This window comes from Flavobacterium sp. 245, assembly GCF_004362055.1.
Classification (GTDB): Bacteria; Bacteroidota; Bacteroidia; order Flavobacteriales; family Flavobacteriaceae; genus Flavobacterium.
The window spans coordinates 571,074-584,865 of record NZ_SNXB01000002.1; the positions used below are offsets into that span (position 1 = coordinate 571,074).

The 13,792-nt window shown below is 34.9% G+C and carries 10 protein-coding genes; 3 read left to right on the top strand and 7 right to left on the bottom strand.

Annotated features, from left to right (window positions below; all coding sequences use genetic code 11):
* Positions 1-99: 99 nt before the first annotated feature.
* The gene (locus tag EV145_RS05765; RefSeq protein WP_133524264.1) at positions 100-588 is read right to left on the bottom strand and encodes a TlpA family protein disulfide reductase; all 489 of its coding nucleotides are present in this window, start codon (positions 586-588) and stop codon (positions 100-102) included.
* A gap of 160 nt (positions 589-748) precedes the next feature.
* Between EV145_RS05765 and EV145_RS05770 the strand changes: the two genes are divergently transcribed.
* Together EV145_RS05770 and EV145_RS05775 are read left to right on the top strand one after the other, a co-directional pair.
* On the top strand, positions 749-1,051 hold the full coding sequence (locus EV145_RS05770; protein ID WP_012025367.1) for an ArsR/SmtB family transcription factor: 303 nt from the start codon (positions 749-751) through the stop codon (positions 1,049-1,051).
* Between the two features lie 7 nt (positions 1,052-1,058).
* Positions 1,059-2,165, top strand: coding sequence for an NADH:flavin oxidoreductase (locus EV145_RS05775; RefSeq protein WP_133524265.1), 1,107 nt, complete (start codon positions 1,059-1,061; stop codon positions 2,163-2,165).
* A 231-nt stretch (positions 2,166-2,396) separates the two neighbouring features.
* Here EV145_RS05775 and EV145_RS05780 read toward each other — a convergent pair whose 3' ends face one another.
* The 6 genes from EV145_RS05780 to EV145_RS05805 all read right to left on the bottom strand — a co-directional run bounded on the left by EV145_RS05780 (position 2,397) and on the right by EV145_RS05805 (position 12,204).
* Positions 2,397-3,524 (bottom strand): acyltransferase family protein, encoded by a 1,128-nt coding sequence (locus EV145_RS05780; RefSeq protein ID WP_133524266.1) that lies wholly within the window; start codon positions 3,522-3,524, stop codon positions 2,397-2,399.
* Positions 3,525-3,581: 57 nt separating this feature from the next.
* A complete protein-coding gene (locus EV145_RS05785) occupies positions 3,582-4,229 on the bottom strand; it encodes a DUF1349 domain-containing protein (RefSeq protein WP_133524337.1) in 648 nt (215 codons plus the stop codon).
* Positions 4,230-4,458: 229 nt separating this feature from the next.
* A complete protein-coding gene (locus EV145_RS05790) occupies positions 4,459-6,675 on the bottom strand; it encodes a glycoside hydrolase family 3 C-terminal domain-containing protein (RefSeq protein ID WP_133524267.1) in 2,217 nt (738 codons plus the stop codon).
* Between the two features lie 207 nt (positions 6,676-6,882).
* Complete coding sequence (locus EV145_RS05795; RefSeq protein WP_133524268.1) at positions 6,883-8,523, bottom strand: DUF6377 domain-containing protein; 1,641 nt, start codon at positions 8,521-8,523, stop codon at positions 6,883-6,885.
* Between the two features lie 173 nt (positions 8,524-8,696).
* On the bottom strand, positions 8,697-10,958 hold the full coding sequence (locus EV145_RS05800) for an acyl-CoA dehydrogenase (RefSeq protein WP_133524269.1): 2,262 nt from the start codon (positions 10,956-10,958) through the stop codon (positions 8,697-8,699).
* A gap of 328 nt (positions 10,959-11,286) precedes the next feature.
* Positions 11,287-12,204, bottom strand: coding sequence for an EamA family transporter (locus EV145_RS05805; protein WP_133524270.1), 918 nt, complete (start codon positions 12,202-12,204; stop codon positions 11,287-11,289).
* Positions 12,205-12,302: 98 nt separating this feature from the next.
* Here EV145_RS05805 and EV145_RS05810 point away from each other — a divergent pair, with 98 nt between their 5' ends.
* Positions 12,303-13,727, top strand: a complete 1,425-nt coding sequence (locus EV145_RS05810; RefSeq protein ID WP_133524271.1) for a PLP-dependent aminotransferase family protein — start codon at positions 12,303-12,305, stop codon at positions 13,725-13,727.
* The last annotated feature ends 65 nt before the right edge of the window (positions 13,728-13,792 follow it).

A 13,792-nucleotide genomic window follows, 5' to 3' on the forward strand; every position in this document is an offset into this window, starting at 1 on the left:
CACGCTAAGATTTACGCGATGAACGCAAAACACATGAAAACCAGCGTACTTCGCGAAACCTTTGTACCTCTTTCAGTTAAAACCTGAAACAAGCAAAACTTATTCTAAAATACTTTTTACCATATCTTCTAAAGCTTTTCCGTGAATATTTTTAGCCAAAATAATTCCGTTTTTGTCAATTAGAAAATTCAAAGGAACAGATTGCAGCATATAGGCACTTACAACTGGTGAACTCCAGTATTTTAAGTCACTTACCTGTGTCCAAGGCAATTTTCCCTTTGCAATTGCTGCAGTCCATAAAGGCTTTTTTGTATCCATCGAAACACTGTAAATCGATAATTTATCAGGATAAGCATTATGCAGTTTTAATAAAGCTGGCTGTTCTTTGATACATGGTCCGCACCAAGACGCCCAAAAATCAACTAAAACCAAAGAACCTCTAAATGAGGAAAGCGACACAACATTTCCCTTTGTATCTGGAAGTTCAATTTCAGGAGCAATATCGCCAACATCAACCCCTACTACTTGTGCTTTAGAACTGGTTATTACACAAAATAAGAAGCCTAGAATAAGTACTGTTTTTTTCATAATTGATTAAGTTTATTTTGTTTTGGGGCTGTTTTTAATACATCAACAAATATAAATTTTCTTTATTAAAATCATTCATATTTCATCTACTCCATCATAAAAAAATCCTAAATATTTTTCTTTAAATTGATATATCGGGAAAAGTCGATATATTTGCATCATGGAAAATATAGAAATTTTTAAAGCCCTTTCAAACAAATCCAGACTGCAAATGCTGGAGTGGCTGAAAGAACCCGAAATTAACTTTCCCGGTCAGCTGGAACATGGCGGATTTGAACACGGTGTTTGCGTGGGACAAATTCAAGCCAAAGCCGGACTAACTCAATCTACAGTATCTGAATACTTGTCTATTTTGCAGCGCGCTGGTTTCATCGAGGCTAAACGCGTTGGGCAATGGACTTATTATAAACGCAACGAAGGTGCCTTTGAAGCACTCAGTAAATTAATTCAATCAAATTTGTAAAATTACTATGAGTACAAACAACCTGTTTTCTCCGTTTAACTTAAAATCGTTAAACCTGAAAAACCGAATCGTAATGGCGCCAATGACGCGCTCTTTTTCTCCAAATGGAGTTCCAACTGACGAAGTAGCGGCTTACTACCAAAAAAGAGCCGAAGGCGAAGTTGGTTTAATATTATCTGAAGGAACTGTAATTGAGAGACCTTCATCATCAAATGATGCTAATGTGCCGCATTTTTACGGCGAAGCTTCTCTAAACGGATGGAAAAAAGTAATTGATGAAGTTCATGCTGCTGGCGGAAAAATGGGCCCGCAGATCTGGCATATGGGAATTATGGACAACCACCATTCTGGATGGGTTCCTCCGGTTCCATTTGAAGGGCCGTCTGGATTAAATCGTCCTGATTTTAGAAATGGTGTTGCCATGACCGAAAAAGATATTGAAGAAACAATTCTTGCTTTTGGTAAAGCGGCGGCCGATGCTAAAAGATTAGGTTTTGATACTATCGAAATTCACGGTGCACACGGTTATTTGATTGACCAATTTTTTAGAGCCGAAACAAACTTACGTGAAGATATTTATGGTGGAAAAACATTGCCAGAACGTAACCGTTTTGCGATTGAAGTGGTGAAAGAAATCAGAAAACAAGTTGGGAATGATTTTGCTGTTATCATGCGTTTTTCTCAATTCAAACCTTCTGATTACAATTATAAACTGGCTAAAAATCCGCAGGAATTAGAAGCTTGGCTTACTCCTCTTGTTGATGCCGGAGTTGATATTGTACATGCTTCACAACGCAGATTCTGGGAACCTGAGTTTGAAGGTTCTGATTTAAATTTTGCCGGATGGGCTAAAAAAGTTACCGGAGCTCCAACAATTACTGTGGGTTCTGTTGGACTTTCTAGTGATTTCTTTGGTGCTTTTGCTGGAGAAAGTTCTGAGCCAACTTCTCTAGAAGAATTAAACAGACGTTTCGACAGAGGTGATTTTGATTTAGTTGCCGTTGGAAGACCTCTTTTATCTGATCCAAATTGGGTTGCAAAAATTAAAGCCGGAAAAACATCAGAATTAAAAGGTTTCAGTAAAGAAGCTTTAGGAGCTTTGGTTTTGGAGTAATCTTTAAGTTTCTAAGATACTAAGATGCTGAGATTCTAAGTTTTTCTATTCTCTATTTTATACAGATTCTTAGAATAACTTTAAATACAAAAAGGGATGAAACATTATGGTTTCATCCCTTTTTTTGAATAGCTAATAACTAACAAAATTAGAAATTCAATATTTTTATGTAAAGACACAAAGTAACAGAGTTGCTATGATGCTAAGTTTTTCCCTTAGAGACTTAGTATCTTAGAACCTTAGAAACTTTTTCTGAAATTTATTCTGAAGCCAATTTCTAACCGGTTCATCATATAATCTTAAACATACAAAAGCTAAAACGATACTTGCTACTAGAAGTGCAATTCCAGGAAGTAATCCCTCTTCAAGAGAAACTTTGTTATTTACAACCCACGCTGTATACCAGTAAATTAGAGGATAATGAGTGATGTAGATTGGATATGAAATATCGCCTAAAAGCTTGCAAATTTTAGCCGAAAAAGCACTTTTTATCTGTCCGCCTGCGCCTATGGCAACTATCAGCGGGAAAACTAAAATTATACAGAAAGACTCATACAAACCATTCATCCATAAAGAGTTTTCATCTCCAAATCTTGGCAATGCCAAAACAATGGTTATCAAAATACTGCAAATCCAGAAAGCGCCTTTTAAGTGAATCAATTTTCCTAAACGACAAAGTAAAACTCCTGCGAAAAATGGATATAACAAGCGAGTAAATCCAATATTCATTTGCTCCAAATTTAATGACCACCCTCCTATTACATCACCTTTTGGACCAAAAACAGTATAATTAATTAACAGTCCGGCAAATATCAGTACGAAAACTGACAGTACTTTATTAGAAAATTTGCGAAAAAACAAGGCGTACAAGATATTCGCAATATATTCGAAAAAAAGTGACCATGCCGGACCATCTAAAGGATGCATTTCGCCCCAGCCTCTAATTTCTAATGAAGGCGGAATTGGCAACAAAGTAAAACCTATTACCATTGTTACAATTACTTTCCAAACCTCCATTCCTGCAATCTGAGGAAATACTATATCTGAAGCTTGAAAGTAATAAAATATGGCGCCAATAATCATTCCCATAACTACCATGGGCTGTAAACGAATTAATCGGCGTTTGTAAAATTCCCATTGTGTCATTTTTCCCCAACGGTCGTCATACGCATAAGCCACAACAAATCCGGATAAAAGAAAAAAGAAATCTACGGCTAAATAACCGTGATTGATAATTTGTTTAAAACGGTTTCCGCCATTAAAGGTTTCAAAAATGTGAAACGTAACAACTAAAATAGCTGCAACGCCACGCAAACCGTCTAGAATTTCGTAATGCTTTTTTGATTTTATATCGGTCATATAATGGTTAATTATAAATTGTTAATGGTTAATTTAATTGATAATTACAATTCACAATTATTGATGGTTTTTCAGCCATTCCAATCTTCTTTGATCTGGAAGATGTTTTACAGTGAAATTTTCGAATTTAGCTTCAAAACCATTTCCATCTGGCGAAGCAGCCATTAAGCCTACCATAACTGGTGTATTATCTTGTAACGGCGCATTTCTGGTCATGATGTAGTTTTTATCATCAAAAGAATAAAAAACTTCAATAGCATCTAATCTCCTTATAGCTTTTATCCAGATAAATGGCGGTGCTTTTTCCAAAGTTGTGACGCTCCAATCGCTTTTTTCGTGCGTTACTACGGTGCTTATATTGAACTTTCCATCGACAAATTCTACTCCGGTTTTAATGTAGTTTTTTTCGTCTACACGAATCATCAATCCCATTTGGTCAAAACGAGCGATATAATTTCCTGTAATTTTTACTTTCGCCTCAAACTCGCCACCATAAGTTGCGTAGTAAAAGGGCGCATCGTCTACCGTAAAACCGTAATGCGAAATTCGCCAATAGTCACTGTTGGCGGTTACATTCATAATCAATGCATTATTTTTAATTTCCCATTTTTCAGGTTCATTAAACCATTGCATTTTATTTAAACTTTGTGCCGATAGATTTTGCGCAACAAATAAGGTGAAAGCAATAAATAGAATATTTTTCATCATAAATAATTTAAACAATAAAGTGTTTTTTATTTTCACCATTAAGATATTAAGAATCATTAAGTCACAGCTTATTTTTTCTTTGAACACATTCAAGATATTAAGTTCAAAGCTTAATTAACTTAATATCTTAATGGTGAAAAACATCTAAATGGTCAAATTCACAAAAGCAAAGCTGCAAATTTTTACACTTGCAGCTTTACAACCAACCAATTTAGAAATAATGAAATTATTGAAGTGAGAAGCCCACTTTAGATTTAATATCTGTTGAAGATGCTCCAATTAAAGCTTCAAAAGCTCCTGGCTCAGCAACCCAGTCGTGTTTTTTATCATCAAAGAAACTTAAAGCTGTTTTATCAACTGTAAAAGTTACTGTTTTTTCTTCTCCTGCTTTTAATGAAACTTTCTCAAAACCTTTCAATTCTTTTATCGGGCGAGGTAACGAAGATTTTAAATCGCTGATATAAAGCTGTACCGTTTCTGCTCCATCACGGCTTCCTGTATTTTTTACTGTAACTGAGAAAGTAATTTGATCTCCGGCTCCCATTTGCTTTTTATCTGCGGTAACTTTTCCGTAAGCAAAAGTTGTATAGCTTAATCCATGTCCAAAAGAGAATAATGGTTTGATTTTTTGTTTGTCTGCCCAACGGTATCCAACAAAAATTCCTTCATTATAAACAACTTCATCGCCTCCAGGAAACTGACCTAAAGCGTGTGCTCCATTATCTGCTAATTTTACTGGGAAAGTAAAAGTCAATTTTCCTGACGGATTCACATCGCCAACCAAAACATTTGCCAAAGCATTTCCTGCCTCAGTTCCTAAAAACCATCCCTGAACAACTCCCGGAACTTCTTTCATCCAAGGCATTGCCACAGCATTTCCTGAAATATTGATGAAAACAATGTTTTTATTCACTTTCGCTAATTGGCTGATTAATTCATTCTGTCCATAAGAAAGTTCCAATCCTTTACGATCGTGTCCTTCATCATCTTGATTTGGGCTTTTATTCAATCCTCCGATGAAAAGAACAATATCAGCATCTTTTGCTACTTTTACAGCCTCAGCAGTCAATTCAGCAGGAGAACGTTTTTCTTCTAAACTAACTTTAGCCACAACTCCGTTATAGTTGCTTGTTGGATCTCCAACGTAACCACGGGCGTACACAATTTCAGCCTGATTGCCAATTCTCTTTTTTAATCCCTCAAGAGGTGTAATTTCGTATCTCGCTTTAAGAGAAGAACTTCCTCCTCCTACTGTCATCATTTTGATTGCATTTTCTCCAATAACCGCAATTTTCTTAGTTTTAGAAAGATTGATTGGCAGAATATTGTTGTTGTTTTGCAATAACACAATTCCTTCTTCAGCAATTTTACGGCCAGCGTCAGCATGTTCTTGAGTTCCAAATGATCCAAAAGGGCGATTTCTGTCCATTGTTGTCAAGAAAGCCAAACGAAGAATACGACGCACTTTTTCATCTAATTCTTTAGTTCCAATTTCACCTTTTCTAATCATTTCAGAATAAGGTTTTGCTAAATAATAATTATCATAAGCATTGCTTGTTCCCCAAGAAAGTCCATTAGTCCAAGAACCAAATTCCATATCTAAACCATTATAAATGGCTTGTTTTGTATCATGAACACCACCCCAATCTGAAACTACAACTCCTTTAAAACCCCATTCTTTACGAAGAATATCATTAAGCAAATACTCGTTATGGCAACATTGCTGTCCTTTGTATTTATTGTAAGATCCCATAATTGCCCATGCATCACCATCTTGCACTGCAGCTTTAAAAGCAGGAAGATAGATTTCATACAAAGCACGGTCATCAACTACAACGTTTACAGTATTTCGGTTTGTTTCTTGATTATTTAAAGCGAAGTGCTTCACACAAGCCGCAACACCATTTGATTGAACTCCTTTAATATAAGGGACAACCATTTTTGAAGTTAAAAACGGGTCTTCTCCCATATATTCGAAGTTTCTTCCGTTTAATGGGCTTCTGTAAATGTTTACACCAGGCCCTAATAGTACATTTTTATTACGAAAACGCGCTTCCTCTCCAATAGATTTACCATATAAAGAAGCCAATTCTTTGTTCCAAGTTGCAGAAAGTGCAGTAAGTGCCGGGAAAGCAATACAAGAATCATTTGTCCATCCTGCTTGATCCCACTCATCCCATTTTACTTCTGTACGAATTCCGTGTGGCCCGTCTGTCATCCAGTTTTCAGGAATTCCAAGACGTTTTACACCTGGAGAACTAAATTTAGACTGCGCATGAATCATGGCAATTTTCTCGTCGGTTGTCATTCTTTTAAGCGCATCTTCTACACGCTCATTAATTGGCTTTTTATCATCAAGATAAACCGGAACTTTATTTTGTGCATTCAATCCGAATGAACTCAATAAAACTAAAACAACGATTGTTTTAACGTTTTTAAACATAACTATTAATTATTTAGCATTCAATTTTAATAAAGATACATCTAGTAGTCATTTGTACCTTTTAATAATATTGTAAAACTAAAACGTTATCGTACATGTTACATTTTTAAACGGAAAAAAGTAGTGAATTAAAAAATCAAACAACTGATATACAATTAAATAACAAAAAAAATATAGTAAAAAAAGTAGTGATTCTAAAATATTTCTTTATGATTTCAAGGCCATTGAACCAATTTTCATTACCATTTCTTCAAAATCATTTCTCGAAACGGCAGCTTTATTTCGAGCCCTGGTTCTGTAATTGTAAATTGTGCTTAATGAATATCTAAGAAAAGCCGCAATCTTAACACTGTCTGTAATTCCAAGTCGGATCAAAGCAAAAATTCGCAGCTCGGTATTCAATAATTCTCCTTGTTTTAAAACGATTTGCTCTTCTGGAATAAGCAATGCATTAAAATCCTTTACGAAGGTTGGATATAAATTCAAAAATATAATATCGAAGTTTTTATATAATTCTTCCAATTCATTATCAACTAAAGTTGTGGATTTTAGAATTTTATAAATCTCATCAAATTGTTTGGCGGCCGCTTTTTTATTTAAAATAATTCGATAGTTCTCTAATTTATTGATGTAAGTGGAACAAAGACTGAAAAAATGGGCAATATATTCTTCTTTAACATGATTAGATTCAGATAATTGCGAATTTCTTTCCTGCAGCTGTTCATTGGTTTCGGTAATATCTTTATTTAATTCGGCTAGCTTCTGACTGGTTTCATATAGTTCTCCACGAATTCTAGAAACCTTTTTCATTTGTTTGTAAACATAAATTATTGCAGCAATTAAAAACACCGACAGTAAACTAATGCAGAGCAAATAAATCTGTAATTCCGTTTTTCGCTTTGCTTCTCTTTCCAAATAAACGGTATTGATAATCGAATAAACCTCTGACATTAAAAGCGTTCTGAACTGAATATTACAATAAAGCGCATCTTCAATTGCTGATTGTGTGAGTTTATACGCCATATCGACATCTCCAATTTCATAAAAAACAGAAGCTAATTCTTGAAGAGAAGCATTGTCTTTATTGGCATTTTTAAGATCTGATGTGGCCGAAAGCGCATAATATTTTTTGCGAAGTTCTAGATTATGAGTTGCTTCATAAATTTTCCCTAAGAGATAGGTAATAATAGCATATTGCGGATTATCTTCAGTCGTGGTTTTAAGTAAATTTTCTAGCTTTTTTTGCGTATTGTCATACTTTTTGTGGAAAATATCCTGCGTAAGCTTAGTAATTTGATAATCTAAAGTATTTGGTTTTAAAACCAACAAAAGCGAATCACGATATTTTCCAATTTGCTGGCGGTATTCTTCATTGTAGCTATTTGCAGCATAATGTTCAAAAAATTCACGGTATGCAATGTAATAATTTGGCAGTAAGCTCAAAGCCAGTTTATTTTTGTTGATGCTCTTTAAAATAGCTTCAGATTCGCGGTATTTTCCTGAAGAAGAATAAAGTGTAACCAATTCCAGCTGTGCAAGATTTAAAAGTTCCTTATTCTTAAGCTGTTCGCCAATTTTGATATTCTTTTTGACATAACGAATAGCCGAATCCGAATTGAATTTCTGATATTCTAAATATAAAGTCTTATTGTAATTGTATTCCTGTTCAGGACTTAAACTTTCTGATTTTATTTTCTTGAAGTTTAAAATTCGTTCTTCTTTAAGCTTTACATAATGCTGTTTATTTTTTAACGCATCATTTAATTTATCCAAAATAATATCTTCGCTATCCAACGCAAATGTTGGAAAACTAAGTAATAAAGCACAAAACAGTAAAAGGTTTTTCAATTTGGTGGTAGATAGTTTTTAGAAAAGCAAATATAATGAGATACTAAGGTTCTAAGATGGTAAGGTTCTAAGTTTTTTTTATTCGCCCCGAATTACACGAATTTTCACTAATTTCTACGCTATCTTAAATAATTATAATTCGCGGAAATTTGTGTAATTCGTGGCAAAAAAAATTACAATGTTGCAATTGGCGCCGAAAGACAACTTTCTGGAATATCGAAAGCGTTTACCAAAGCCACAGCGTCTGGTCGAATATCCCAGCATAATTGATTTACTATTTTACGGATTGCTTTTGTTTTAACCGCTTCCATATAACCATCTTCAAGGTACCAAGCTCTGTTTTTTTCCATCTGCGAAAGCGCAAATAACTGATACAATTTGGTCAATATTTGTTTTGAATTTTCATCTGAAATTGCTTTCAAAGCTTCTTGAAACTGCTCTAAAACAATACGTTCTAAATACGCCTGCGCCACATCAATCATTTGATGCTGCACGACATTAAAGGCATCGTAAGCTTCTAATCCTCCGTCAACTAATTTCTTGATACGTCTTGCAGCTGATGCTAGTATTGTTTTTTCCCTGTGTACAAAAGCTTGCAGATGAAATTCGCTGTCCAGCAAATGTTCCTCCTCGGTTCGTCTGGTTGCAATTGGATTTTTCTCTGACAAAGCTGTTTTCGCATTTTCATAAACATAATTAATGATTCCGAGAGAACCCATTTCTCCAAAAGATTTTCTGAATTCAGACAAACGATTTTTAGCAACTAATTGCATTAAAACAGTATTATCGCCTTCAAAAGTGGTGTAAATTTCAGTGTCATTTTTTAAAGCGTCGATTCGGTTTTCAGATAAATATCCTTTTCCGCCGCATGCTTCACGACATTCCTGTAGAATATCTCTTGTACTCCAAGTTGAATACGATTTTAATCCGGCCGCCAAAGCTTCAATTTCCTGCATTTCAGCTTCGGTTCTATTCAAAAATCTATTGGTAAGATATTGAAGTGCAAAATGAACTGCGTATGTTTTGGCTAAATTCGGCAATAATCTTCGCTGATGCATTCTGTAATTTAAAATCGGAACTTCTGATCCGCCTTCTGGCCCAAATTGTCTTCTTTGATCGCTATAGCGAATGGCAATTGTTAATCCTGATTTGGCTGCCGCCAAAGCTGATCTCGGAATTCCGATTCTTCCCCCTACCAAAGTTCCCAACATCGTGAAAAATCGGCGATTGTCACTCGGAATAGGACTTTCGAATTCTCCATTTTCATTTACAGATGCAAATCGGTCTAACATATTTTCTTTTGGAATCACCACATTATCAAAACTGATTGTTCCGTTATCAACGCCGTTTAACCCCATTTTATGGCCACAATCACCGATGGTAACACCATTTACAGCATTCCCGTTTGCATCTCGCAATGGTACAACAAAAGCATTTACGCCATAATCATGATCGTCTATAATTAATTTAGCAAAAACAGTTGCCATTTGCCCGTGGACTGCAGCGTTTCCGATATATTCTTTTTGTGCATTTTTATTTGGCGTATGAATCGTAAAAGTCTGATCGCTATGATTGTATGTTGCAGTCGTTTCTAAACCTTTTACATTTGATCCATGATGCGTTTCGGTCATAGCAAAACAGCCCGGAAGTTTAAGTGAACCAATATCTTTTAAGTATTTGGCATAATGTTTTTCGGTTCCGAGAGACTGAACGCTCATTCCCCAAAGCCCGAATTGAACGCCGAATTTTATAACCAGACTCAAATCATGATAACTTAGCGTTTCCATAATTGCAAAATAATCTTCTACGTTGCCTCCTCCGCCATATTCCTTCGGATAGGCCATATTACCTAAATTTTCTTCGGCCAGAATTTTACACCAATTGTAAACCGTTTGACGAAAAACAGTAATATCTGTTGAAGTTTCATAAGCAAATTCAGGTCGAGAAATAATTGATTTTACTCTTTTGATGATTGGCGCTTCTTTTCCGTCCAGAAATTCCGTTATTTTCTGAATATCAAAATTGCTTGTAGTTTGCGAATTTGCAGTAAACGAATCGGCTTTTGTTTTGAAGTTTTGAAGGGCTTCTTCTCCTAAAATTCCAAGATCATTTTCCAGTTTTTTGAAATCTGATTCTAAAACCGAAATGTCAAGATCTTTTCCGGAAAGTGCCAGAGCAATATCAAAAATGGATTTAATAGATGATTTATCCTGAATACTTTTTTCAATATCCAATTTCCATTGTGTGAGTTCATTTCGCGAAGGCGGATTTGATATATCAACTTTTGAAAGAAGAAACTCTTTTTCGTCTGAAGTTAATGCTGACAACGAATTGATAAACTCTTTCAAAGTAATAAACTCTTTTTGTGTCAGCAGATCATCTGACCACACTAAATAAAACAATGGACTAAAGGCTTGAAGTTTGGTATTTTTCATATAAATAGGATTCGGTTTTTAATAGTTTTCTGCCACTGATTACACAGATTAAAAGGATTTTTTTTCAGCCACGAATTGCACAAATTTTCACGAATTAGATTTATTTAAAGCATGTGCTTAATAAAAAAAGAAATTTGTGAAAATTTGTGTAATTCGTGGCTATTTTTTATGCGCAACAATAATCCTTTTAATCTGTGAAATCTGTGGCTATAAAAATCAATTTACTGCATAAAAAAAACAGGAATGAAAAATAATCATTCCTGTTTTAAAACCCTGTTAAGATTCTCGTAATTTTACTTTCTAAACCAATAAAAAATGTAACATTACTTTATTGAGAATCTTTAGATGACAGGATATATTTTTGTTTTAATGCAAAAATATGATGTGAATTAAAAACTAACACCGCTATAAAAATTATGCTGTACGCTGCAATCTGCAAAGTGCTGATCTTTTCGTTAAAAACAAATGCGGCAAGCATAAAAGCAATCATAGGGTTTATGTTTAAAAGCATTCCCACAGTTGATGAAGGAAGTCCTGAAAGTGCATATAAATTCAGAAAAAGCGGAATAATAGTAAACGCTATAGCTATTGTTTCAATACAGAAATAAAATTTAAATTCTGTTGGCACTGGTCCGCTGTATGCAGGATAAAAAGGCAATAAAACTAATGCTGCCAAGGTAATATGAAACGTAAGCACAATAAATTTATCAAACCCCTTATTGATGCGCTGACTCACCAAATAAGAAGCATATGTAAGTCCGATGATGATGCTGAAAAACATATCCATAATATCAGCATAAGACAATAATACACAACCTAGAATACTTAAACCAACAGCAAGCCATTGTGTTTTGGCTAGCTTTTCTTTCAATAAAAAATAAGCAAGCAAAGTCGTTAAAATTGGGCAAACCAAATAAGCCAATGAAGTAGCTTTAACGCTCACATGATTCATTACATAAATAAAAGTAAACCAGTTCGCCATTAAAAAAAAGCTGCCGCCAATGTTCAGCAGAATTGCTTTTTTCTTTTCAGAAGAAGACAATGCTTTAAAAACCCCCACAGTTTCTTTGATTTTACTTCTTCTAAAAAGAAAAGCAATCAGAAGCATCAAAATACTGCAGCTGAAAACTCTGAAAAATAATATGTCGATAGATTGATAATCATGAATTGGTCTCAAAACCAAACTGAAAAATCCCCACACAGTATAAGCGGTAATGGCAGCAGTATAATATTTTGTAGTATTCATGATTTTGATTTCTTCTTTTAACTGAGACAAATTTCTTAAAAATAAAACAGCAATACAGATACAGTTTTTGTAAATTGCACCATAACAGTTTTTTTTTTATGAAAAATTCCAATTACTTGTATTTACAGTTTGCCGATGTTATTGAAAAGCAGATAAAATCTGGACTTTTAAACGTTGGTGACAAATTGCCGTCGATAAGAGAAGTCTGCGCCGAAACAGGTTATAGCATGAGTACTGTAAGCAAAGCCTATTATGAAGTGGAGAGCAGATCGCTTATCGAATCGCGTCCGCAGTCTGGTTATTATGTAAGTAATATTTCGGCAAGAGTTATTGCTGAGCCATCAGCAAGTACGCCAATTTTGAAAGTTGAAAATATTGACCGCGAAGATTTGGTTGATTTGGTTTACGGCGATATGAGAGTGAAAGATGTTACAATGCTTTCACTTGGTTTTCCGTCAAATGAGCTTCTTCCTATCGCTAAATTGAACAAAGGAATGGTTCAAGCTATGCGTCAATTGCCTAATAGCGGTACAAGTTATGAGGAAATTCAAGGTAACAGCAACTTACGAAAAGAAATCGCGCGTTGGTCTTTTACTTGGGGCGGTTCATTGACAGAAGAAGATATTATTACAACTCCAGGATGTATTTCTGCAATTTCTGATTGTTTACTGACTTTGACAAAACCGGGAGATACTATAATTACTGAAAGTCCGGTATATTTTGGCATTCTGCAGTTGGCAAGATCTTTAGGTTTATATGTTATGGAACTTCCAACAAATATGACGACAGGGATTGAATTAGAAGCGGTTAAAAAAAGGCTTAAAACCAATAAAGTAAAAGCTTGTGTTTTGATGAGCAACTTCAGCAATCCGTCTGGAAGTATGATGCCAAACGAACATAAAAAGGAAGTTGTACGTTTAATGGATTTTTATAATGTTCCGCTAATTGAAGATGACATTCACGGCGATTTGTACTTTGGCGCAAGCCGTCCAACAAACTGCAAAACCTATGACGAAAGTGGTATTGTGCTTTGCTGCAGTTCGGTTTCTAAAAGTTTGGCGCCCGGTTATCGAGTTGGATGGGTTTCTCCGGGGAAATTTAAAAAAGAAATACTGCGTACCAAATTGTATCACACTATTTCAGCTACTACAATTACACATGAAGTAGTTGGGGATTTCTTGAAAAACGGCCGTTATGAGAATCATCTTCGAAAAATTCGCCAGATTTTAAATCAGAATTGTAATAATTACATCAATACCGTTTTGGAATCTTTTCCGGCAGGAACAAAAGTAAGCCAGCCTCAAGGCGGATTTTTTCTTTGGGTTGAATTGGATAAAAAAATTGATACTGCCGCATTTTATCATTTGGCTATGAAACATAATATCAGTATTGCGCCGGGAAGAATTTTCTCTTTTCAGGATCAATTTTCAAATTGTATGCGTCTGAGTTTTGGTCTTCCTTGGACAAATGAATTGAGAACTGCTATTCAGACTTTGGGAAGATTGGCTAAACTTAGCATATAGTTTGTCAATTCCGAAGAATGACAAAACTGTGAAATTATTTTTTTTAATCACAAAAAAAACCAGAC

Coding starts and splice junctions, on each gene's coding strand:
- EV145_RS05765 (WP_133524264.1), bottom strand. CDS start 588: ATGAAAAAAACAGTACTTATTCTAGGCTTCTTATTTTGTGTAATAACC.
- EV145_RS05770 (WP_012025367.1), top strand. CDS start 749: ATGGAAAATATAGAAATTTTTAAAGCCCTTTCAAACAAATCCAGACTG.
- EV145_RS05775 (WP_133524265.1), top strand. CDS start 1,059: ATGAGTACAAACAACCTGTTTTCTCCGTTTAACTTAAAATCGTTAAAC.
- EV145_RS05780 (WP_133524266.1), bottom strand. CDS start 3,524: ATGACCGATATAAAATCAAAAAAGCATTACGAAATTCTAGACGGTTTG.
- EV145_RS05785 (WP_133524337.1), bottom strand. CDS start 4,229: ATGAAAAATATTCTATTTATTGCTTTCACCTTATTTGTTGCGCAAAAT.
- EV145_RS05790 (WP_133524267.1), bottom strand. CDS start 6,675: ATGTTTAAAAACGTTAAAACAATCGTTGTTTTAGTTTTATTGAGTTCA.
- EV145_RS05800 (WP_133524269.1), bottom strand. CDS start 10,958: ATGAAAAATACCAAACTTCAAGCCTTTAGTCCATTGTTTTATTTAGTG.
- EV145_RS05805 (WP_133524270.1), bottom strand. CDS start 12,204: ATGAATACTACAAAATATTATACTGCTGCCATTACCGCTTATACTGTG.
- EV145_RS05810 (WP_133524271.1), top strand. CDS start 12,303: ATGAAAAATTCCAATTACTTGTATTTACAGTTTGCCGATGTTATTGAA.